Origin of the sequence: Bradyrhizobium sp. TM239, assembly GCF_036247985.1 — a bacterium.
Lineage (GTDB): Bacteria > Pseudomonadota > Alphaproteobacteria > Rhizobiales > Xanthobacteraceae > Bradyrhizobium > Bradyrhizobium ottawaense.
The window spans coordinates 841,625-863,178 of record NZ_BTIR01000001.1; the positions used below are offsets into that span (position 1 = coordinate 841,625).

Annotated in this window: 25 protein-coding genes and 1 pseudogene; 10 read left to right on the forward strand and 16 right to left on the reverse strand. The window is 64.5% G+C overall.

Features of this window, described 5'->3' with window-relative positions; genetic code table 11:
- Nucleotides 1-190 precede the first annotated feature (190 nt).
- The 5 genes from AABA84_RS04095 (at nt 191) to AABA84_RS04115 (ending at nt 2,826) form a co-directional block, all read left to right on the forward strand.
- Nucleotides 191-565: an AtpZ/AtpI family protein gene (locus tag AABA84_RS04095; protein ID WP_212247318.1), complete on the forward strand. Its 375-nt coding sequence runs from the start codon at nt 191-193 to the stop codon at nt 563-565.
- Nucleotides 566-677: 112 nt separating this feature from the next.
- Nucleotides 678-1,427 (forward strand): F0F1 ATP synthase subunit A, encoded by a 750-nt coding sequence (locus tag AABA84_RS04100; protein WP_094973330.1) that lies wholly within the window; start codon nt 678-680, stop codon nt 1,425-1,427.
- 53 nt (nt 1,428-1,480) lie between these two features.
- Nucleotides 1,481-1,711, forward strand: a complete 231-nt coding sequence (locus tag AABA84_RS04105; protein ID WP_007599451.1) for a F0F1 ATP synthase subunit C — start codon at nt 1,481-1,483, stop codon at nt 1,709-1,711.
- A gap of 60 nt (nt 1,712-1,771) precedes the next feature.
- A complete protein-coding gene (locus tag AABA84_RS04110; protein ID WP_212247320.1) occupies nt 1,772-2,335 on the forward strand; it encodes a F0F1 ATP synthase subunit B in 564 nt (187 codons plus the stop codon).
- A gap of 5 nt (nt 2,336-2,340) precedes the next feature.
- Nucleotides 2,341-2,826 carry a F0F1 ATP synthase subunit B family protein gene (locus tag AABA84_RS04115; protein WP_212247321.1) on the forward strand — a complete coding sequence of 162 codons (486 nt, stop codon included), beginning with the start codon at nt 2,341-2,343 and terminating at the stop codon, nt 2,824-2,826.
- A 207-nt stretch (nt 2,827-3,033) separates the two neighbouring features.
- On the opposite strand, the gene AABA84_RS04120 is transcribed toward AABA84_RS04115, so the two are convergent.
- The 5 genes from AABA84_RS04120 to AABA84_RS04140 form a co-directional block, all read right to left on the reverse strand.
- The gene (locus AABA84_RS04120; RefSeq protein ID WP_212247323.1) at nt 3,034-3,684 is read right to left on the reverse strand and encodes a hypothetical protein; all 651 of its coding nucleotides are present in this window, start codon (nt 3,682-3,684) and stop codon (nt 3,034-3,036) included.
- 162 nt (nt 3,685-3,846) lie between these two features.
- Nucleotides 3,847-4,434 carry a GNAT family N-acetyltransferase gene (locus AABA84_RS04125; protein ID WP_018316343.1) on the reverse strand — a complete coding sequence of 196 codons (588 nt, stop codon included), beginning with the start codon at nt 4,432-4,434 and terminating at the stop codon, nt 3,847-3,849.
- A gap of 39 nt (nt 4,435-4,473) precedes the next feature.
- Nucleotides 4,474-5,763 (reverse strand): M16 family metallopeptidase, encoded by a 1,290-nt coding sequence (locus tag AABA84_RS04130; RefSeq protein ID WP_212247324.1) that lies wholly within the window; start codon nt 5,761-5,763, stop codon nt 4,474-4,476.
- Nucleotides 5,760-7,178: a threonine synthase gene (thrC, locus tag AABA84_RS04135; RefSeq protein ID WP_212247325.1), complete on the reverse strand. Its 1,419-nt coding sequence runs from the start codon at nt 7,176-7,178 to the stop codon at nt 5,760-5,762. Before thrC ends, AABA84_RS04130 begins: the two co-directional genes overlap by 4 nt.
- A gap of 579 nt (nt 7,179-7,757) precedes the next feature.
- On the reverse strand, nt 7,758-8,402 hold the full coding sequence (locus tag AABA84_RS04140; RefSeq protein ID WP_008541266.1) for a response regulator transcription factor: 645 nt from the start codon (nt 8,400-8,402) through the stop codon (nt 7,758-7,760).
- An 86-nt stretch (nt 8,403-8,488) separates the two neighbouring features.
- Between AABA84_RS04140 and AABA84_RS04145 the strand changes: the two genes are divergently transcribed.
- Nucleotides 8,489-9,829, forward strand: a complete 1,341-nt coding sequence (locus tag AABA84_RS04145) for a histidine kinase (RefSeq protein ID WP_338311464.1) — start codon at nt 8,489-8,491, stop codon at nt 9,827-9,829.
- Between the two features lie 97 nt (nt 9,830-9,926).
- Here the strand turns inward: AABA84_RS04145 and AABA84_RS04150 are convergent, their stop codons facing one another.
- The 9 genes from AABA84_RS04150 to coxB form a co-directional block, all read right to left on the reverse strand.
- Entirely contained in the window at nt 9,927-10,292 is a 366-nt protein-coding gene (locus AABA84_RS04150) for a nuclear transport factor 2 family protein (RefSeq protein ID WP_212247327.1), read from the reverse strand.
- 115 nt (nt 10,293-10,407) lie between these two features.
- Nucleotides 10,408-11,160: an SURF1 family protein gene (locus tag AABA84_RS04155; RefSeq protein ID WP_338311465.1), complete on the reverse strand. Its 753-nt coding sequence runs from the start codon at nt 11,158-11,160 to the stop codon at nt 10,408-10,410.
- Nucleotides 11,157-11,558, reverse strand: a complete 402-nt coding sequence (locus AABA84_RS04160; protein ID WP_338311466.1) for a DUF983 domain-containing protein — start codon at nt 11,556-11,558, stop codon at nt 11,157-11,159. Before AABA84_RS04160 ends, AABA84_RS04155 begins: the two co-directional genes overlap by 4 nt.
- Before the next feature lie 97 nt (nt 11,559-11,655).
- Nucleotides 11,656-12,552 carry a cytochrome c oxidase subunit 3 gene (locus AABA84_RS04165; RefSeq protein ID WP_212247330.1) on the reverse strand — a complete coding sequence of 299 codons (897 nt, stop codon included), beginning with the start codon at nt 12,550-12,552 and terminating at the stop codon, nt 11,656-11,658.
- A 78-nt stretch (nt 12,553-12,630) separates the two neighbouring features.
- Complete coding sequence (locus tag AABA84_RS04170; RefSeq protein WP_338311467.1) at nt 12,631-13,284, reverse strand: cytochrome c oxidase assembly protein; 654 nt, start codon at nt 13,282-13,284, stop codon at nt 12,631-12,633.
- 5 nt (nt 13,285-13,289) lie between these two features.
- Nucleotides 13,290-13,466 carry a hypothetical protein gene (locus tag AABA84_RS04175; RefSeq protein ID WP_018316353.1) on the reverse strand — a complete coding sequence of 59 codons (177 nt, stop codon included), beginning with the start codon at nt 13,464-13,466 and terminating at the stop codon, nt 13,290-13,292.
- The gene (locus AABA84_RS04180) at nt 13,463-14,407 is read right to left on the reverse strand and encodes a heme o synthase (RefSeq protein WP_212247334.1); all 945 of its coding nucleotides are present in this window, start codon (nt 14,405-14,407) and stop codon (nt 13,463-13,465) included. The genes AABA84_RS04175 and AABA84_RS04180 overlap by 4 nt, the downstream gene beginning before the upstream one ends.
- Before the next feature lie 62 nt (nt 14,408-14,469).
- Nucleotides 14,470-16,095 carry a cytochrome c oxidase subunit I gene (ctaD, locus tag AABA84_RS04185; RefSeq protein ID WP_212247336.1) on the reverse strand — a complete coding sequence of 542 codons (1,626 nt, stop codon included), beginning with the start codon at nt 16,093-16,095 and terminating at the stop codon, nt 14,470-14,472.
- 88 nt (nt 16,096-16,183) lie between these two features.
- Nucleotides 16,184-17,023 (reverse strand): cytochrome c oxidase subunit II, encoded by an 840-nt coding sequence (gene coxB / locus AABA84_RS04190; RefSeq protein ID WP_028139835.1) that lies wholly within the window; start codon nt 17,021-17,023, stop codon nt 16,184-16,186.
- Between the two features lie 461 nt (nt 17,024-17,484).
- On the opposite strand from coxB, the gene AABA84_RS04195 reads away from it, so the two are divergent.
- A complete protein-coding gene (locus AABA84_RS04195) occupies nt 17,485-18,030 on the forward strand; it encodes an invasion associated locus B family protein (RefSeq protein ID WP_212247340.1) in 546 nt (181 codons plus the stop codon).
- An 11-nt stretch (nt 18,031-18,041) separates the two neighbouring features.
- Here the strand turns inward: AABA84_RS04195 and AABA84_RS04200 are convergent.
- Together AABA84_RS04200 and AABA84_RS04205 are read right to left on the reverse strand one after the other, a co-directional pair.
- A pseudogene (locus AABA84_RS04200) lies at nt 18,042-18,361 on the reverse strand (DUF5615 family PIN-like protein).
- Nucleotides 18,358-18,582 carry a DUF433 domain-containing protein gene (locus tag AABA84_RS04205; protein WP_338311468.1) on the reverse strand — a complete coding sequence of 75 codons (225 nt, stop codon included), beginning with the start codon at nt 18,580-18,582 and terminating at the stop codon, nt 18,358-18,360. The pseudogene AABA84_RS04200 and the gene AABA84_RS04205 overlap by 4 nt, the downstream one beginning before the upstream one ends.
- A 161-nt stretch (nt 18,583-18,743) precedes the next feature.
- On the opposite strand from AABA84_RS04205, the gene tldD reads away from it, so the two are divergent.
- The 3 genes from tldD to AABA84_RS04220 are packed head-to-tail and all read left to right on the forward strand — an operon-like array spanning nt 18,744 to nt 21,530.
- A complete protein-coding gene (gene tldD, locus AABA84_RS04210; protein ID WP_104465032.1) occupies nt 18,744-20,171 on the forward strand; it encodes a metalloprotease TldD in 1,428 nt (475 codons plus the stop codon).
- Entirely contained in the window at nt 20,168-20,947 is a 780-nt protein-coding gene (lepB, locus tag AABA84_RS04215; protein WP_212247357.1) for a signal peptidase I, read from the forward strand. The genes tldD and lepB overlap by 4 nt, the downstream gene beginning before the upstream one ends.
- Before the next feature lie 16 nt (nt 20,948-20,963).
- Entirely contained in the window at nt 20,964-21,530 is a 567-nt protein-coding gene (locus tag AABA84_RS04220; RefSeq protein WP_338311469.1) for a nucleotidyltransferase family protein, read from the forward strand.
- Nucleotides 21,531-21,554: the final 24 nt, after the last annotated feature.

The following is a 21,554-nucleotide window of genomic DNA, read 5'->3' on the forward strand; positions in this document are numbered from 1 at the left end:
GGTGCGGCGTCACGCTGTGTGCAGCGCTGCCGTGCTCGCCAATATCCTCAAATAAATCAGCTACATAACCGAAAGCGACGCAATCGTGACTTGGCTTGACTTGATTATGGGCCATCAGTATGGTCCGCGCGGCTTTTGAGGGTGGCGGGCGCAATTTCCATTCAGCCGCGGCGTTTCGGGTCTTCGTTGCATGACACAGGGCACGGGACACGGCGAGAATGGGGATCGCGATAGATCGTCCGAGGAAGCTGCGCTTTCCGAACGGCTCGGAAATCTTGATCAGCGGTTGTCCGAACTCCGGGACCGACGAATCAAGACCGAGCAACCCGCAGGTGACGGTGAAGACAGAGCGGCCAGAGCTTCGGCGATGGCGCTTGGTTTCCGGTTATCCTCCGAGTTGGTCGCCGGGGTCGTCGTCGGAGCGGGGATTGGCTGGGGTTTCGACCGCTTGCTGTCGACGTCGCCTTTCGGATTTATCGTGTTCCTGTTGCTGGGCTTCGTCGCCGGCGTGGTGAATGTGGTGAGAACGGCGGGTGCGGGTCAAAACAGGCGCGGTGGGTCTTAGCCGATCCGCACCAGCAGAGGAATGATCGTGCCGGCATCGCCGGTACGGGCCGGCCCGGCCGGCAGACCGAGACCCGCCGGCATTGCCCGGCAGACCAAGAGATGCCGCGCTGATGAAAATCGACCCGATCCACCAGTTCAACATCGAGCCTCTCTTCACCCTGGGCCATATCGGCAATCACACGATCGCCTTCACCAATTCGTCGCTCTACATGCTGGTGACAATCGCGATCATCTCGCTCCTGATGCTCGCCAGCGGAACGCAGCTGGTTCCCGGGCGCCTGCAGTCGGTCGCCGAGATCTCCTACGAATTCGTCGCCTCGACCATCCGTTCGACGGCCGGCGCGGAAGGCATGAAGTTCTTCCCGCTGATCTTCTCGCTGTTCATGTTCATCTGCGTCTCGAACCTGGTCGGCATCATCCCCTACACCTTCACGGTGTCGAGCCATCTGATCGTCACCGCAGCGCTGGCGCTTCTGGTCTTCTTCACCGTGCTGATCTACGGCGTCGCCAAGAACGGCCTGAAATTCTTCTCGATCTTCGTGCCCCACGGTGTCCCCGGCTACATCCTGCCGCTGGTGATGTTCATCGAGGTCCTGTCGTTCTTCCTGCGGCCGGTCTCCCACAGCGTCCGTCTGTTCGCCAACATGCTGGCCGGCCACATCGCGCTGAAGGTGTTCGCGGGCTTCGTCGCCATGCTCGGCTTCTCGCTCGGCGCGCTGGGCTGGGTCGGCGGCGTGCTGCCGCTGGCTCTCACGGTCGCGCTGTACGCGCTCGAGATTCTGGTCGCGTTCCTGCAGGCCTATGTGTTTGCGATCCTGACCTGCATCTACCTCAACGACGCCATTCATCCGGGACACTGAGCGGTCCGGGGAATTTCCACCCAAAACCCAATCTTTCTTCCAAGGAGTCTAAAATGGATCCGGCAGCAGCAAAACTTATCGGCGCGGGCATCGCATGCATCGGCATGGGCGGCGCAGGCGTCGGCGTCGGCGTGATCTTCGGCAACTACCTCGCCGCAGCCGTTCGCAACCCGTCGGCCGCTCAGGGCCAGTTCGGCAACCTGATCTTCGGCTTCGCCGTGACCGAAGCGCTCGGCATTTTCTCGCTGCTGATCGCGCTGCTGCTGCTGTTCGTTCCGCTCTGAGGACGAAATTTCGCGCCGCTTCGACCGAAGCGGCGCGCATGACGGCAACAGGAGTAATCCATGGCTGAAAGTCATGGCGGGGCGAAAAGTCCGGCGGCGGGCGCCCACACCGGGGCCGAAGGCGGTCACGGTGGTGGTTTTCCGCCGTTCGAGAGCAGCACCTACGCTTCACAGCTGGTGTGGCTCGCGATCTTCTTCGTCGCGCTTTATGTGATCGTGTCCAAGCTTGCTCTGCCGCGTGTCGGCGGTGCGATCGAGGCCCGTCAGAACAAGATCGAGGGCGACCTCGCCGAAGCGCAGAAGCTGAAGGACCAGTCCGACGCGGCGCTGAAGGCCTATGAGAACGAGCTTGCTTCGGCACGCTCGCGCGCGCAGGCGATCGGCAACGAATCCCGCGACAAGGCGAATGCGCAGGCGGACGCCGAGCGCAAGACGCTGGAAGAGCAATTGGCGGCCAAGCTCGCCGGGGCGGAGAAGACCATCGCCTCGACCCGCGCAACCGCCATGAGCAACGTTCGCGGCATCGCAGCCGATGCGGCAGGCCAGATCGTGCAGCAGCTCACCGGATTGGTTCCGGACGCGGCGTCGGTCAATGCCGCCGTTGATGCGTCCTTGAAGGGTTAGTCGATATGTTCTTCGATCCTGAAACCTGGGTCGCCATCGCTTTCGTGATCCTGATGGTCCTGTTCGGCTATCTCGGGGTCTTCAAGAAAGCGATGGTTGCGCTCGACCATCGCGCCGACCGCATCAAGGCCGAGCTCGACGACGCGACGCGTCTCAAGCAGGAAGCCGCCAAGGTGCTCGCCGACTACAAGGCGCGCACCGCCTCGGCTGAACGCGAGGCCGCCGACATCATCGCCAACGCCAGGAGCGAAGCCGAGCGCATCGCGACTGAGGCCAAGGCGAAGATGGAAGACTTCGTCGCCCGCCGGACCAAGACCGCGGAGGGCAAGATCGCGCTCGCCGAAGCCCAGGCGCTTGCCGATGTCCGTGCCGCAGCCGCGGAGGCCGCCGTCCAGGCCGCCTCGACGATCCTGTCGCAGTCGGTCAAGGGCTCGGTTGCCGACGATCTGATCGCCAAGGGCATCACCGAGGTCCGGCAAAAGCTGAACTGAGCGTTCTGCCTTCACCAATCAAAAAGCCGGCGCGATGAGCGCCGGCTTTTTTGTTTTCGACACCGCAATCCACGAATACGGTGTCATCACCCGCGAAGCGGGTGATCCGATATTCCAGAGACAGCAATGAGATACGGAGAAGCCGCGGCGTACTGGATGCCCCGCCTGCGCGGGGCATGACAGCGTTCTTCGTGACGACTTACTTATCTACTTCTTCTTCCGTCCCTTCGGCTCGGGGGACAGCGCCTGCGGGTCGAAGCCGACATAGAAGACATAGGAATCGGCGGTCGCGGCGGAGGGCGTCGGATAAGCCAGATCCTCGACGATGAAGGTGAAGGGCACGCTGCCGCCTTCCGACATCTCGACCGTGGTCCGGTAGGCCTTCGAGGCGATCACTTTCTCGCCGACCCCACCCTGCACCACCGCGACGCGCAAGGGGACCTCGACGGTGGCGGGCGCGCCGGCCGGACCGGCGATCACGCGGCCCTGGATTCCGATCCGGGCCGTGATGCCGGCGCTGCTGCGGGCACATTCCCGCGCCATCTTGGTGATCGAGGCCTGGAAGCGGATCTCGTTGCCGACAGCCGGCTTGCCGGCAGCCCCAACCGCGTAGGTCGATGCGCCCGCGCGCACGGTGACCTGCGGGCAATCGACGTCGTCTTCCGCCGGCTGGCCAGGTGCGGGGGCTGGCTTGGGCGGGGCCGGCTCATCCGAATTGCCGCCGAACAGGCTCTTGAAGCGGTCGGTCAAGGACTGGGCGGCCACCGGCGAAACCGCCGCGAACGACATCGACAATGCCAGCGCGATCGCCGGCATCCGCCGCAGCACATCCCGCGATGACCGAAGCTGCTTCACCATCAAAGCCCGTACTCCATGACAAAATCCCGGCCGGTCGCCGGCCGGGACATGCGGGTTATATCGCCAAAATCGGCGAACCCAAGGCAGCAAAAAGGGGGGACTTGACCAGGGGGGACCTGGCTGGGGGACGTGCAAGGGGCTTGGCGACATGAATCGAGCGGCTCAGCCGCGAAAATCCTCATGCAGCAGGCCGAACAGCAAATGGTCCTGCCAGACCCCGTTGATGCAGAGATAGCGGCGCGCCAGGCCCTCGCGGGAGAAACCGCACTTCTCCAGCACCCGGATCGACGGCGCATTGGTGGGGATGCAGGCAGCCTCCACCCGGTGCAGATTGAGCTCGCCGAACAGCGTCGGCAGCAGCACCCGCAGTGCAGCCGTCATGTAGCCGCGATGGGCGTGGGGTTGCCCGACCCAATAGCCGATGGTGCCGGCCTGCACGATGCCGCGCCTGACATTAGCCAGCGTGATGCCGCCGACCATGGCGCCATCGAGCTCCCGGAAGATCAAAAAGGGATAGGAACGGTCCGCGGCAATGTCCTCGGAATAGCGGCGCAGGCGGCGGCGGAAGCCGGAGCGGGTGAGATCGTCAGACGGCCAGATCGGCTCCCAGGGCGTCAGGTAATCGCGGCTGGTTTCGCGCAAATGCGCCCATTGCAGGAAGTCCGACATTTGCGGCGCGCGCAGCAACAATCCGTTGCCGCGTGGCGCGAGGGCGGCGGGTCCACTGGACGGCAGGCGAAAGAGGGCCATGGTGATGCTTCCCGGGGCAGCTCAGCCCGCGCGCGGCTCCTAATGCAACCGCGCCTTGGCACGTGCCCGCGTCAATCCTTCCGCAAAAGACACCGCCGTGTCCAGACCCCTGCCACTGCCCAATGCGACAACGGCAGGCCGGCTCCGCGACAGCAGCGCACGCGCGGCGTCCCGGGTCGATTCGACGCTGACGGCGTCGATCCGGCCCACCAGCTCCTCGACCGTCTGCGGCCGGCCATAGGCCAGCACGTGGCGTGCCAGCTGCTCGGCGCGCGATGAGCAGCTCTCCAGCGCCATCAGGAGGCCCGCCTTCATCTGCGCCTTGGCCCGCGCGATCTCGGCCTCGGTCAGCGTCTCCACCGAATCGTTCATGATGTCGACCACGACCTCCATCATCTCCGGCGCATCGGCCGGGTCGGTGCCGGTGTAGAGGCCGAAGAAGCCGGTGTCGGTATAGGGCGCGTGGAACGAGTAAATCGAGTAGCAGAGGCCGCGCTTCTCGCGGACCTCCTGGAACAGGCGCGACGACATTCCGCCGCCGAGGATGTTGGTGAAGACCTGGAGCGAGAACAGCGACAGATCGCTCTGCGGCACGCCTTCCAGCGCCAGCGTCAGATGCGCCTGCTCGAGCTCGCGATGCACCACCTTGGCGCCACCCTTGCCGAACTGAGCGGTTTGCGGCTTGGGGCCCGGCGTCCCCTCGAAACTCGCAAAGCGGTTCTCGACCTCGGCGACGACCTGCTTGTGATCGACCGCGCCGGCCGCGGCCACCACCATGTCGGGCCCGCGATAATGCGTCGAGAGGTAGCCGCGCAGCATGTCACGGTTGAAGGCGCGCAGCGTCTTGGCCGTGCCGAGCAGCGAGCGGCCCATCGGCTGATCGGGATAGCAGAGCTCGTTGAGATGCTCGAACACGACGTCGTCGGGCGTATCCTGCGCGGCGCCGATCTCCTGCACGATGACGTTCTTCTCGCGCTCCAGCTCGTCCGGCTCGAAGGCGGGATTGGCGAGGATGTCGGCGAGCACGTCGAGCGCGAGCGGCACGTCGGCCTTGAGCACCCGCGCATAATAGGACGTGGTCTCGGTCGAGGTGCCGGCATTGAGGTCGCCGCCGACCGCCTCGATCTCCTCGACGATCTCGCGCGAGGAGCGCTTCGTCGTGCCCTTGAACGCCATGTGCTCGAGCAGATGCGAGATGCCGTGCTCGTTCGGCTTCTCGTCGCGTCCGCCGACGCCGGCCCAGACGCCGAGCGCCGCGGTCTCGAGATGGGGCATCTTGTCGGTGACGACGGTCAGGCCGGAGGCAAGCTTGGAAATCTCGACGCTCATCCGGCAACTCCTTGCTTTGCGGCGCGGCTGACCGACAGCACGAACCGCTCGACCTCGGCCTGATCGTTCTTCATCACCTTCATGTGTTCGGATTTGGTCATCAATCCGTCGAGCCAGGCCGGCAGTTGCGGCCGCTGGCCGCAGGCCGCTTCGACAGCATCGGGGAATTTGGCCGGATGGGCAGTGGAGAGCACGATGCTCGGCACCCTCGTATCGGTGGTGTCACGGTCGGCGACGGCGAGCGCCACCGCCGTATGAGGATCGACCAGCTCGCCTGCCTCGCGCCAGCCGGCGCGGATCGCAGCCGCGGTCTCGGTCTCGTCGGCGCGCCCGGCGTCGAACTCCTCGCGGATTGCGGCCAGCGTCGCATCGGGCAGCACGAAACGTCCCGACTGCTTCAGCGAATCCATCAGACGGCGCACGCCTGCCGCATCGCGCTTGCCGGCTTCGAACAGCAGCCGTTCGAAATTGGACGAGATCTGGATGTCCATCGACGGCGACGCCGTCGCGTGCACCTCGCGCACCTCGTAGATCCCCGTCTTCAGCGTACGCGCCAGGATGTCGTTGACGTTGGCCGCGATGCGCAGCGTCCGCACCGGCAGCCCCATCCGCTTGGCGACGTAGCCGGCAAAGATGTCGCCGAAATTCCCGGTCGGCACGACGAAGTCCACCGCGCGCGCCGGCGCGCCAACGGCAACGGCGGAGGTGAAATAGTAGACGACCTGGGCGACGATGCGCGCCCAGTTGATGGAATTGACGCCGGAGAGCGAGGTCGCATCGCGGAAGCGATGGTTGTTGAACATCCCCTTCACGAGCGCCTGGCAGTCGTCGAAATTGCCCTCGATGGCGAGCGCATGGACATTGGCCGCACCGGTCGACGTCATCATCCGCCGCTGCACCTCGGAGATGCGGCCGTGCGGGAACAGCACGATGAGATCCACGTTCTCGAGGCCGGCGAAGGCTTCGACCGCAGCGCCGCCGGTATCCCCCGACGTGGCGACCACGATGGTGGTGCGCTGGCCGCGCTTGGCGAGCACATGGTCCATCAGCCGCGAGATCAGCTGCATCGCCACGTCCTTGAAGGCGAGCGTCGGACCGTGGAACAGCTCCAGCACGAACTGGTGCGGCGACATCTGGCGCAGCGGCACCACTGCCGGATGACGGAAGGTCGCGTAGGCCTCGTTCGCCATGCGACCGAGCTCGGCATCCGAAATCTCGCCGCCGGCGAAGGGACGGATCACGTCGACCGCGACCTCCCAATAGGGGCGGCCGAAGAAGCCGGCGATGGTCTCGGCGGAGAGCTGCGGCCAAATGGTCGGCACGTACAGGCCGCCGTCGCGCGCAAGCCCGGTCAGCATCACGTCGCAGAAGCCGAGTTCAGGGGCCTCGCCCCGGGTCGAGATATAACGAGTCAAACTGCCCTCCAAAGGCCGACCGGGCCTGAGCCCGCTCGTTAAGCCTTTGATTTTACGAAATTACTTGTTAACAGCCAGAGGCTTTGGGCCACCATAAAGTGTTTTGCGGCATCAGGAAACCGCTTCCCGCCGGCACCCCTGCCCAGCAAAAAGGGCTGCGGCGGTACCGCAGCCCTCTCTTGGAAGGTCTGTCGTTGATATGTGCAGACCGATTTGCCTCTGGGGTCGCCCGCCCCTGCTGAAACTTGTCCGCCAACCTTTCGTCGCCAGTCACGAAATCGTCAAGAGCGAAAACGACGAGTGCGGGAAGATGTTCCTATTTTTCCCGACATGCCCAAGCTTTTGCGAGCGCGTTCCAGCGAACCCACATCAAGGATTTCCATTTTATCCCGACAATTGCGGGGACTCCGGAACGAATGCCAGCTCGGCCCATTGTGTCCGCGGATGGGTGTCGGCGGTATCCATGCATTGCCCGGCTGCGCGCTGACACCAATCCGTCCAGCCGAACCGGCTGCATCCTTGAGTAGCCGGTTCGGTACTCCCAGGCCGTTAGTGCCCAGGCCGTTAGTGCCCGGGCCGTCAATTCATTCCGATTTCCACGGCGATCCTGATCAGGTCGGAATGGTTCTTGGCCCCTAGCTTCTGCTTGAGCAGGGACGTGGTGTTGGCGACAGTCTTGTAGGAGATGCCGAGCGCCTCGGCGACTTCCACGATCTTGTCGCCGCGTCCGAGCAGGCGGAGAATTTCGAGCTCCCGCGGCGTCATCTGCGAGGCCGGGTTGGCCTTGATCGCCGCGCCGGAAAACGTCACGGCTTCCGCGAGTTGCGGTGAGATGAAATTGTCGCCCGCGACCACCTTGCGCACCGCTTTCAGCAGGATCCTGGGATCATCGCCCTTGGAGACATAGCCCTGCGCCCCAAGCTCGACCGCCCGCACCACGAAGGCCGGATCGTCGTTCATGCTGAACATGATGATCTTGGCGTCGGGATCGTCCTTGCGGATGCGTCGCATCAGCTCGAAGCCGGAGACATCGGGCAGGCTGATGTCGATCACGGTGACGTCGGGCCGCTTGCTGACATAGGCGCGATGGCCGGATTTGGCGTCGGTCGCCTCGTCGATACGGATCGAATGGTCCGAAGCGAACAGGGTGCGGCAACCGGACAGCACCACGGGATGGTCGTCGACAATCAGGACCCTGGTCGCCGGCTTGGCGGTATCTTGCATCGCGCACTCTCTTGTTTTTCGACTCATAGACCGACGGGAACAAATGGAAAGAGTAAATCCCGCCGATGCGCGTTAGAATTGACCTAATGTGGCAACGGCTCTCGTTCAGAACGCAACTGTTTCTTCCGCTTGGCGCGAGCTTTCTCGCGGCGCTGATCCTGGGCGGCGTGCTGCTCCAGATCTTCGCGACCGGTCAGCTCGCCGACGAGAACGAGCCCGCCCGACGTTCGACCCGGACGATCGCCGCCGCACTCAACAACACTTTGCGCGCGTCGGACGACCCGCGGAAGACGCTCGACGCCTTTGTCCAATCTTTGACCACCTCCTCGGACATCCAATTCCGTTCCGCGGAAGGCACGCCTGCGATATCGCCAAAGGACGGCTTGCACAACCTGCAAGGAGTTCCGCAGTGGTTTGTCAATCTGCTCATGGTCCCGGACATGGACGCTGCGGCCCCGGTGCTGATCGATGGCAGACGCATCGGCGATATCGTGTTCCTGCCGGACCTGTCGGCCGACCTGTTCGAGAAGTGGATCGGCTTCCTGGCGCTGACCAGCCTCGTCGCCGTGCTGACCGTGCTCACCGGCATCATCGCCTACGTCTTCGCGGGATCGGCATTGCGTCCCCTGCAGCATCTCGGCGAAGGTCTCACACGGATGCGGCGCGGCGACTACGCAAAGCCGATTCCGGTCGGAGGGCCGCCGGAAATCCGGCAGAGCTGTGAGGAAGCAAATGCGCTGGCTGCAACGCTGGCGCAATTGAGTCAGGACAATCGCGAGCTGATGCACCGCCTGGTGTCGCTCCAGGACGACGAGCGGCGCGACCTCGCCCGCGAATTGCACGACGAGCTCGGACCGCTGCTGTTCAGCATCCGCGCCGGCACGATCGCGCTGATCGACGCCTCGCCGCAGGTGGGAAATCTCGGCAAATCTGCCCAGGACGTGCTGCAATCGGTCGAGGCGCTCCAGCAGACCAACCGCCGTATCCTCGACCGGCTGCGGCCGCTCTACATCGAGGAGCTGGGCCTTTCGACCTGCGTGCAGACGCTGCTCCAGAACTTTCGCAAGCAGGCACCGCATATCGTCCTGACGGACACGATCGATCCGGGCCTCAACGGCATCGCCGGGCCGCGGGCCCAGACCGTCTATCGCTTGATCCAGGAGGCACTGACCAACGTGCTACGCCACGCCAAGGCCAGCAACGCCCATGTCCAGGCGAGCGTCATCGATAAGGCGCTCGTCATCGAGATCTCCGACGACGGCGGCGGCTTTCCCGAGGGCAATGTGTTCGGCCGCGGCCTGACCGGCATGCATGAGCGCGTGCGCGCGCTCAGCGGATCGCTGTCATTGTTGCGCGTGGATGAGCGAACCCATGTCCGCTGCCGCCTGCCGGCCGAAATGGCACGCGAGGCGCCGGTCAACCGCTAAAGCATGACCCGAAAAAGTGCGCAGCGGTTTTCCGAAAAGATCATGCTTCAACAACAACCTGAAGCGCGATGACGATTCATCCCAATCGCATCGCGCTTCAGCACGCGCAGCCATTATGCGCGTTCTGTCGCGCCGGCTCGCACAGCGTGCTGTGGATCTTGCCCTCCGGGCTGAAGCGAAACGAGGCGTGGATGCGTAGCGCGCCGGCCACGGAATATTCGAGAGCGACTCCTTGAGGCACCGGGCGAATCTCCTCCAGCCCGAACCCGGCCAGCGAGAAGGTGCTGAGCCGCGGCTGCCAATAGGCTTCGAGCTCGCTCCGGCCGCGGTAGAGTTGCGTGCCGTTACAGGTGCATTCGACCTGGGCGTCGTCCGCATAGAGGTCGAGCAGCGTCATGAGGTCGCCCTTCCGGCAGGCATCCACCCAGTCGACGACAATTCCCATCTGATCGAAATCGCTCACGCCGCAATCCTGTCTGCCGCGAAAATTTGCGCTGCGGCTTAGGACCACACTCGTGAATGTGCGCTGAATGGTAAACCCCGGGCGATACCGGGTTCCCGTGCGGAAACCGGCCGGCTCAGCTCTGCCGCCGGCCTCTTGCCCACACCGCGAAGGCGATCAGCACGGCACCCGCAAGCAGGAACCAGGTGACGGCGTATTGCAGGTGATCGTCCTTCAGATGGACGTCGAGCGGCCCGGGGCGCGGAATGCCGTTCTCGGGCGCCGGCTGCTCGAGGTCGACATAGAACGGCGCCACCGCGCCCCAGCCGAGCGCACTGGCGATGGCCGAATGATCGCGCACGAACCAGAGCCGCTTGTCGCGGTTCTCCGCCGGCGTCAGCCAGCCGGGCGGCTCGGGAAAGCGCAGATAACCGGTGAGCGCGACCGGCTGCCCGGTGACGAGCTTCTTCACCGCGCGATCCTCGACGCTGCGGTCCTGCATGGTATTCTCGACGAAGCCCGCATCGATCACGACCGTCTCGCCGCTGGGAAGCCGCGCCGGCAGGAACGCCCAGGTGCCGGGGCCGGAGGCGTCCTTGCGCACCGCCGAGCCGGAGGAATAGACCATCGCGTCCGGCAGGGCTGCGTAGGTCGCGGTGAAGCTGACGCGGCGGAATTCATCGCGCGCGGGATTGAGCGCAGCCCATTGCGAAGGCGGCGGCAGCGCGATGGGCGCGTCTGCGAGGCGCTCGGTGAGCGCCGCGACCAGCGCGTGCTTTGCGGTCCGGCGCTGCAATTGCCAGGTACCGAGCGCGATGAAGACGGCCATCAGGAACAGCGTGAACAGCGCGAAGCCGGCCACGCGGGGCTTGCGCGCAGGCTGGTTCATTTCGCGCGATCGACCAACCGGCCCGGCGCCGCCTTGTGGTGGAATTGCAGCGCGATCAGCAGCGACTTCATCGCACGCAGCGGCAATAGCGTGGTGACCAGGATCAGCGGCAACCACAGTGCCGCATGCAGCCAGTACGGCGGCTGGTATTTGACCTCGACGATGAGCGCGGCCGCCACCACGATCCCACCGGCCAGCATGATGATGAAGATCGCGGGCCCGTCGCCGGTATCGATGAAGGCGTAGTCGAGACCGCAGCGGTCGCAGGCAGGCGCGAGGTTGAGGAAGCCCGCATAGAGCTTGCCCTGGCCGCAGCGCGGGCATCTGCAGGCTAGCCCGCGCAGCGCGCTCTGCAGGACGGTGGTCTCGGGCTCGGTCTTGCCGGCGGTGTCGTTCATGATGACGGACTCTATCACAGTTTTCGCCGAAACTTCCGGCGGCCCAAAAGCGAAAGGGCGGCCCCGCGGCCGCCCTTTCTGATCTCCTCGTCGCGGTTCAGTGCGCGCCGTGGGCCATGGTCTCGGCGCCGTGTCCCCAGACGTAGATGCAGAGGAACAGGAACAGCCAGACCACGTCAACGAAGTGCCAGTACCAGGCGGCGAACTCGAAGCCGAGATGCTGCTTCGGCGTGAAGTGGCCCGCGTAAGCGCGGAACAGGCACACCAGCAGGAAGATGGTGCCGACCAGCACGTGGAAGCCGTGGAAGCCGGTCGCCATGAAGAAGGTCGCGCCATAGACGTTGCCGCCGAACGAGAACGCTGCGTGGCTGTACTCATAGGCCTGCACGCAGGTGAAGAGCGCGCCCAGCACGACGGTGAGGATCAGGCCGTATTTCAGGCCCTGGCGGTCGTTCTCCAGCAACGCATGGTGCGCCCAGGTCACGGTGGTGCCTGACGTGAGCAGGATCAGCGTGTTCAGCAGCGGCAGGTGCCAGGGATCGAAGGTCTCGATGCCATGCGGCGGCCAGGTGCCGGGAACGGCACAGGCGCCGGCCGCAGTGCCGAGGCCGCAACCGAACACGGCGTCGCGGGTGGCGTGGACCGCGTCCGCGGGGAACAGCGCCGCGTTGAAATAGGCCCAGAACCAGGCGACGAAGAACATCACCTCGGAGGCGATGAACAGGATCATGCCGTAGCGATGGTGCAGCTGCACGACGCGGGTGTGGTCACCCTTGTACTGGGCTTCCTTGATCACGTCGCCCCACCAACTCGCCATGGTGTAGAGCACGCCGACGGTGCCGACGCCGAACACGATCGGCGCGGCCGCGAACATGTGATGCATCCAGGTGATCGCGCCGACAGCCATGATGAAGGCCGAGAGCGAACCGATGGCCGGCCAGGGCGAGGGATCGACCAGGTGATAGTCGTGTTGCTTGGTGTGCGCCGTAGCCATTTCGGTCTCTCTCCTCAATCCCGTGCCTGTCAGGCACTTATCCCCTTGTTCCCAACCGCCTGAGCGTGAGCCCGGCGATCAAAGATTTCCCTTGCGCTTGCCGTCCTCGCTGGACGCGAGCGGCTTCACCACGGGATCCTTCACCGGATAGAAGGTGTAGGACAGCGTGATGGTGTTCAGCCCGTCATTCTCGTGATCGTCGGCGATCGACGGATCGACGTAGAACACCACCGGCATCTCGCGCTTCTCGCCGGGTGCCATGGTCTGCTCGGTGAAGCAGAAGCAGTTGATCTTCTGGAAATAGGAGCCGACCGTCAGCGGCGCGACATTGTAGGCGGCCTGCGCGGAAGTGGTGCGCGCGGCCTGGTTGGTCACGGTGTAGAAGACGGTCACGACCTGGCCGATATTGACCTCGATCTCGCTCTGCTCCGGTTCGAACTTCCAGGGCAGGCCCGGGGCGACGTTGGAATCGAAGCGCACAGAGATTTTCCGCGCGATCGGGCCGGTGGCCGGCGCGGAGGTCGCGACCTGGGTCGTGCCGTTGAAGCCGGTGGCGCGGCAGAACCAGTTGTAGAACGGCACCGCCGCATAGGAGGCACCGACCATCAGCGCGACCACGCCGCCGCAGATGGAAGCAACCACCACATCGCGGCCCAGCCCGCGGCCCTTGGCCGGCTTACGCTCGGCCGGCTTGGCGCTGACATCCTGCGATATGGTGGGCTCGTGATCCATGTTTCCTACATCGGCCGCACGAGGACTGCCGGTCCCTTGACCATGGTGACGGCGAAGAACAGCACCACGAGCACGCCGAGCGCGAGCGCGATCGCAATCGAACGCTGACGACGGCTCTTCTTCTGCGCCTCGGTGAGGACGATTCCATCTGGCTCGGGTTTGTCGACCATTCCTGCGATCATGCGCCCCCTACCAGCGGAGCAAGCGCCCGGAACACGACCTCGGCCAGCAGGGTCGCGAACAGCACGAACAGATAAAGGATCGAGAAGGCGAACAGCTTGCGGGTCGCGCGCAGCGACGCAGCTCGCTCGCGGCGCATATAGACGTTGATCGCGAGCACCAGCATGCCGGCGCCGAGGATCAGCGAGACGATGCCGTAGACGGCGTCGAAATAGCCGAGCGCCCAGGGCGCGGCGGCGACCGCGATCAGCACGATGGTGTAGAGCAGGATCTGGAGCCGCGTCGCGTCGGGACCGGCGACATTGGGCAGCATCGGAATGCCGGCGCGCGCGTAATCGTCGGAGCGGAACAGCGCCAGCGCCCAGAAGTGCGGCGGCGTCCAGAAGAAAATGATGGCGAACAGCAGCAGCGGCTCGACGTCGACCGTGCCCGTGACCGCGGCCCAGGCCACCACCGGCGGCAGCGCGCCGGCGGCGCCGCCGATCACGATGTTCTGCGCGGTCCAGCGCTTCAGGCCCATCGTGTAGATCACGACGTAGAAGAAGATGGTGAAGGCGAGCAACGCGCCCGCGATCCAGTTGACGAGGATGCCGAGCGTCATCACCGAGAAGAAGGACAGCGTCAGGCCGAACGCCATGGCTTCGGGGCGGGTGATGCGGCCGCGCGGAATCGGCCGGTTCGCCGTGCGCGACATCTTGGAGTCGATATCGCCTTCCAGCGCCATGTTGAGCGCGCCGGAGGCGCCGGCGCCGACGGCGATGCAGAGCAGCGAGGTGATCGCCAGCACCCAGTGGAAATGCCCGGGCGCCATCGCCATCCCGACCAGCGCGGTGAAGATCACCAGCGACATCACCCGCGGCTTCAAGAGCGCGATGTAGTCGCCCACCTCGGCTTCGGAGATGCGGGGATTGATGTCGATGGCGTTGTGGTCGAGGACGGACACTTAATTCAACTCGCTTCGTTATAGAAGCCGCGGCGCCCATCACGGGCGCCGCGGGAGATCGATCACTGCACGCGGGGCAGCACTTCGAACTGGTGGAAGGGCGGCGGCGAGGGCAAGGTCCACTCCAGCGTGGTCGCGCCTGCACCCCACGGATTGTCCCCGGCCGGCACCTTCTTCATGAAGGCGTCGAGCACGCAGTAGAGGAAGATCAGCACGCCGAAGCCGGAGATGTAGGAGCCGACCGACGAGACCAGGTTCCAGCCCGCGAACGCGTCGGGATAGTCGACGTAGCGGCGCGGCATGCCCGACAGGCCGAGGAAGTGCTGCGGGAAGAACACCAGATTGACGCCGATGAAGGTGACCCAGAAGTGCGCCTTCGCGAGCGTCTCGTTGTACATGTAGCCCGACATCTTCGGGAACCAGTAGTACCAGCCGGCGAAGATCGCGAACACCGCACCGAGCGACAGCACGTAGTGGAAGTGGGCGACGACGTAGTAGGTCTCCTGCAGCACGCGGTCGACGCCCGCGTTCGCCAGCACGACGCCGGTGACGCCGCCGACCGTGAACAGGAAGATGAAGCCCACCGCCCAGATCATGGGGGCGCGGAATTCGATCGAGCCGCCCCACATGGTGGCGATCCAGGAGAAGATCTTCACGCCGGTCGGAACCGCGATCACCATCGTCGCAGCGACGAAATAGGCCTGCGTCGCGCTGGACATGCCGACCGTGTACATGTGGTGCGCCCACACCACGAAGCCGATGCCGCCGATCGCGACCATGGCGTAGGCCATGCCGAGATAGCCGAACACGGGCTTGCGCGAGAAGGTGGAGATGATCTGGCTGACCATGCCGAAGCCGGGCAGGATCAGGATGTACACCTCGGGGTGACCGAAGAACCAGAACAGATGCTGGAACAGCACGGGGTCGCCGCCGCCGTCAGGCGCGAAGAACGTCGTGTGGAAGTTGCGGTCGGTGAGCAGCATGGTGATCGCACCGGCAAGCACCGGCAGCGACAACAGCAGCAGGAACACCGTCACCAGGATCGACCACACGAACAGCGGCATCTTGTGCAGGGTCATGCCCGGCGCGCGCATGTTGAAGATCGTGGTGATGAAGTTGATGGCGCCGAGGATCGACGAGGCGCCCGCCAGATGCAGCGACAGGATCGCGAAGTCGACGGCCGGGCCCGGATGGCCCGAGCTCGACAGCGGCACGTACATGGTCCAGCCGGCGCCGACGCCGTTGGCACCCGGCTCGCCCTCGACGAAGGTCGACATCAGGAGCAGGCCGAAGGAGGCCGGCAGCAGCCAGAACGAGATGTTGTTCATGCGGGGGAACGCCATGTCGGGCGCGCCGATCATCAGCGGCACGAACCAGTTGCCGAAGCCGCCGATCATCGCGGGCATGACCATGAAGAAGATCATGATCAGGCCGTGAGAGGTCACGAACACGTTATAGGTGTGCGTCTCGTGGAAGATCTGCACGCCCGGATACATCAGCTCGGCACGGATCGCGATCGACATCGCGGCGCCGATGACGCCGGCGATGACCGCGAAGATCAGGTACATCGTGCCGATGTCCTTGTGGTTGGTCGAATAGACGTAGCGGCGCCATCCGGTCGGATGGGCATGCTCGTCATGTCCGTGGTCTTGGGCGTGATCGCCGTGTGCCGCTGCGCTCGTTGCCATTTTCAAATCCTGCCTTGCGTCCCAATCGGACCTCCAGGAGGTCCCGCCCTTATGTCGCTTTCAGTCCCTTCGAGCCGTCACCCGACGCTTACTGCGTCGGGCCGGCCGCGGAGGCGTAGGTGCTGGTGCCGCCGCTCGCAAATTTCTTCTTTGCCGTCTCGACCCAGGACGCGAACTCCTGGTCATTCACGACGCGAATCGCGATCGGCATGAAGGCGTGGTCCTTGCCGCAGAGCTCCGAGCACTGGCCGTAGAACATGCCGGTCTTGGTCGCCTTGAACCAGGTCTCGTTCAGCCGGCCCGGAATGGCGTCGATCTTGACGCCGAAAGCCGGCAGCGCGAAGGCGTGGATGACGTCGGCGCCAGTGACCTGGACACGAATCACCTTGTTGACGGGCACCACCATCTCGTTGTCGACGCCAAGCAGGCGGGGCTGCTTGTCCTGCGCCATCAGCGAATCGAACTCGAACTTGCCGTTATCGGGATAGGCATAGGACCAGTACCACTGCTTGCCGGTCGCCTTGATGGTGATATCCGCCTTCGGCACGTCGAGCTCGAGGAACAAAAGCCGGAACGACGGCACCGAGATGCCGACCAGGATCAGCACCGGAACCAGCGTCCAGGCCACCTCGATCAGCGTGTTGTGGGTGGTCCGCGACGGCACCGGATTGGCCCGCGCGTTGAACTTGATGACCACGACCACGAGCAGCGCCAGAACGAACAGCGTGATCAGGGTGATCAGCACGAACAGGAAGTTGTGGAACCAGATGATGTTGTCCATCACCGGGGAGCCCGACTCCTGAAGCGTCCATTCCCAGGGCTTCGGCTGCCCGAGCTCGGCAAATGCCGCACCGCCCGTCGCCAGCGTCAGACCCGCCACGGCCAATCCCAGCAAGTGCCGGCCCACCGGGCCCATCGACATCCTCATGCCGTTCGCGCTCCCCTTACGAAATCACCCCAAGTGCGCTCCCCTGTGTCCGGGAAACGCTTATTCGATCCGCCCGCCTGACAAACCGCCGCGCAAGAATACCTCTAAGAGGAATTCGGGCCAGATCGCTAGAACGCCGAAATCAAGCCTCTCAAACCATAATTTTTGATCTATCGCAATGCAGTCTTGAGCCCCGTCTGCCAGCGATCACCCGCAAGATATTTCCTAGTAACATCAGACAAAAATACCGTTTGCCGGGATGCTGCCGCTTGACAGCGGAATTGCCCGCGGTAGGCACTGGCAGATGGCCGCGCAGGAACCTGATTCGTGCGGGCGGCGGCGGTGCGAGGCGGCGTGGAATTTGCTTGGGAATCGCCTTCAAGACGCCGTCATTCCCGTATCAGTCCGCCAGATTAGTCCGCCAAGCGCGAGCGACCCAGGCGAGCAGAGGGACCGACCCGATGGGGCTTTCGAAATCGATGGCAAGGCTGGCGAGAAGGCAGATGACCCGCCTCCCGGCGCTGGCCAGCCTGCTGGCTGCGCTCGTCCTTCTGGCGCTCCCAGGCCTCGCCCATGCGCAGGGCGCGGTGCGCTCCGTGCATGGCGACTGGCAGATTCGCTGCGACACGCCGCCGGGTGCCCAGACCGAGCAATGCGCCCTGATCCAGAGCGTGGTCGCGGAAGACCGCTCCAATGCCGGCCTGACCGTGATCGTGCTCAAGACCGCCGACCAGAAGAGCCGCCTGATGCGCGTGGTCGCGCCGCTCGGGGTCCTGCTGCCCTCCGGTCTCGGCCTCAAGCTCGACAACCAGGACGTCGGCCGCGCCGGCTTCGTCCGCTGCCTGCCCAATGGCTGCGTCGCCGAGGTCGTCATGGACGACAAATTGCTCGGCCAGCTCCGCACCGCCAAGACCGCGACCTTCATCATCTTCGAGACCCCGGAAGAAGGCATCGGCTTCCCGCTCAGCCTGAACGGGCTCGGCGAAGGCTATGACAAGCTGCCGTAGGGCCTACCGGCCTAGTAAATCTCAAGGCACGCGGCACTGTCATCGCTCTCAAAGGACTGAATTGTCGGTGCGTGTCGGCGGAGCAGGTCAGCGACCGTCGCGGTCGTTTGATTGCCAGCCCGGAGCCAGATCACCTTTGGCGGAGAACCCAGCAGACCAGCCAGCTCGGCTGAGTCACGATCGCGAAGCCATTAGCCTTCGCGAATTCCCAGAGCGCACGGTCGGCCACTTCGGAGAGCCCATGAGACCGGACGTGACTGGAATCCGGAAAAAGATCAGCGATCATCGCACATAGCTTGAAGCTGAGACTCTGATCGAACAGCAGCCTCATATCGGCGCGGTCACCAATCGCCTCTCGCGGTCGGCGGCATAGGCCAGGCAGGCGCGGATATCGTCCTCGGTCAACTCAGGGAAATCATCGAGGATTTGGGCGTGGGTCTGACCGGCAGCCAGCCAGCCGAGCACATCCGCCACGGCAATCCGCATGTGGCGGATGCAGGGTCGCCCTCCACGCTTTCCCGCGTCAATGGAGATGATGTCTCGGTAATTCATGGACGTAGCATATCATCGATCTGCATCCGATGCAGTACCAGGGTCAGGGCTCCCTGCACCCCTGCCGATCCTATCGTTTCCGTAATGTGACGCGCCGCCCCCTCGCGGAACCGGTCCGAAACCATTATCTTGCCCCACATCTTCCGATAATGGACGGACGCATGACAAACCCTGCCACGACCTCCCTGCTCGACCGCGCCAATCTCGACCGCGACCAGGTTCGCCACGAGGTCGCGCGCGGGCTTTCCGGTGCCGACGACGGTGAGCTGTTCCTGGAGTACAGCCAGACCGAAGCGCTGATGTTCGACAATGGGCGGCTGAAGCAGGCGACCTACGACACCTCGCAAGGTTTTGGCTTACGCGCGGTCAAGGATGATGCCGTGGGCTACGCCCACTCCTCCGACGTCTCGCTGCCGGCGCTGATTCGTGCCGCCGATGCGGTCGCGGCCGTGCGCGGCGGCTATTCCGGCAGTTTCGCCGCGCCGCCGGCGCATACCAATGTGCGGCTCTATGGCGACGACAACCCGCTCGATGCCCCGGGCTTCGAGACAAAAGTAAAACTGCTCGCCGAGATCGATGCTTATCTGCGCGACAAGGATCCGCGGGTACGGCAGGTCAGCGTCAGCCTCGGCGCGACCTGGCAGGTCGTCGAGATCCTGCGGCCCGACGGCGAGAGCTATCGCGACATCCGTCCGCTGGTGCGCGTGAACGTTTCCGTGGTTGCCGGCCAGGGCGACCGCCAGGAGAGCGGCAGCAAGGGTTATGGCGGCCGCGCCGGCTATGCCGAATTCATCGAGAGCAAGAACTGGCGCGATGCCGCCGATGGCGCGTTGCGCGAGGCCCTGGTCAATCTGGAATCGATTCCCGCCCCCGCCGGCGAGATGGACGTCGTGCTCGGGGCCGGCTGGCCCGGCGTGATGCTGCATGAAGCGGTCGGCCACGGCCTCGAAGGCGACTTCAACCGCAAGAAGACGTCGGCATTTGCCGGCCTGATGGGCCAGCAGGTCGCGGCCAAGGGCGTCACCGTGGTCGACGACGGCACCATGGCCTCGCGCCGCGGCTCGCTGTCGATCGACGACGAGGGCACGCCGACCAATCGCACCGTGCTGATCGAGGACGGCGTCCTGGTCGGCTACATGCAGGACCGCCAGAACGCACGGCTGATGAACATGAAGCCGACCGGCAACGGCCGCCGCCAGGGCTATGCCCATGTGCCGATGCCGCGCATGACCAACACCTACATGCTCGCGGGCGACCGCGATCCGGCCGAGATCCTGGCGTCGGTGAAGAACGGCGTCTTTGCTGCGAATTTTGGCGGCGGCCAAGTCGACATCACCTCGGGCAAGTACGTGTTCCAGTGCACCGAGGCCTACAAGATCGAGAACGGCAAGCTGGGCGCGCCGCTGAAGGGCGCCATGCTGATCGGCAACGGGCCGACCGATTTGCATCGCATCCGCATGATCGGCAACGACCTTGCGCTCGATACCGGCATCGGCACCTGCGGCAAGAACGGACAGGGCGTGCCTGTCGGCGTCGGCCAGCCGTCGCTGCTGATGGAGCGCATCACAGTGGGTGGAACCGGCGCATGAGCGTGGAAGAAAAGATCACCGTCACCCCCAAGCGGAAGAGCAGCGGCTGGGGCGGGCAGATCGTTCAGCTCGCCGGCATCGTCGCCGCCGTCTTCATCGCCAAGGGCGCGCTTGCCGAGCCGTTCTACGTGCCGTCGGGCTCGATGGAGCCGACGCTGCTGATCGGCGATGCGCTGCTCGCCTCGAAATTCCCCTACGGCTACGGCACCTCGTCGCTGCCGATCCAGATCAATTTGCCCGAGAGCGGCCGCGTCTTCGCGGAAACGCCGAAGCAGGGTGACGTCGTCGTGTTCCGCTGGCCCGGCGATCGCTCGCAGGCCTGGGTCAAGCGCGTCGTAGGATTGCCGGGCGATCGCATCCAGATGCGGCAAGGCCAGCTCTTCATCAACGACCGCCCTGCCGAGCTAAAGCCGGACGGCGTCGGCGCTGCCGAAGACGACAATGGCGGCAGCGAGCAGGCGTATCGCTATGTCGAGACGCTGCCGAACGGCGTCTCGCATTTGATCTTCAAGATGCGCGACAACGGCCCGCTCGACAACACGCAGGAAGTCACGGTGCCATCAGGCCATCTCTTCGTGCTCGGCGACAACCGCGACAATTCCGCCGACAGCCGCGTGCCGCTGCGGTCCGGCGGCGTCGGCCTGCTGCCGATCGACAATCTGATCGGCCGTGCCGATGCGGTGGTCGGCTCCTGGGATCTCGGCATGCGCAGCCAGCCGGTGTACACTTGGCTCTCCGGCTTCCGGCTCGGCCGGTTCTTCACCGCCGTGCACTGAGCCGCCTCATCGCGCGATGAACCGTGACGAATTCCTCGCGCTCGCGCTGAGAAATCCCGTCAACGTCACCATCATCGACGTGCTGGCGCAGCTCGATCTGCCGGATGCATGGCTGGTCTCGGGATGCCTGGTGCAGACCGTATGGAACGTGCTCACCGGCCGCCCCGTCGATCACGGCATCGCCGACCACGATGCGTTCTATTTCGATCCCGATACATCGTGGGAGGCGGAGGATGCGGTTATCCGCAAGCTGCATGCGCGGCTCGCGCATCTCGGCGCCAAGGTCGAGATCCGCAACCAGGCCCGTGTGCATTTGTGGTATCCCGACAAGCACCGCCTGCCCTATCCGGCGCTGAGAAGCTCGAGGGAAGGCATCGACCGCTTCCTCACGCAGAACACGCAGGTCGGGGTCAGGCGCACAGGCGGTGGCTACGAGGTCTACGCGCCGCACGGGTTTGACGATGTCGCAGGGCTGATTGCGCGGCCGAACCCGGGCCCGAATTTTTCCGCGACGAATTACGAAGCGAAGGCCGCACGCTGGAAGGCGCTGTGGCCAGAGCTCACGGTGATCGCGGCGGAGTGAGATTTCGTAGCAACCATTAAAGCA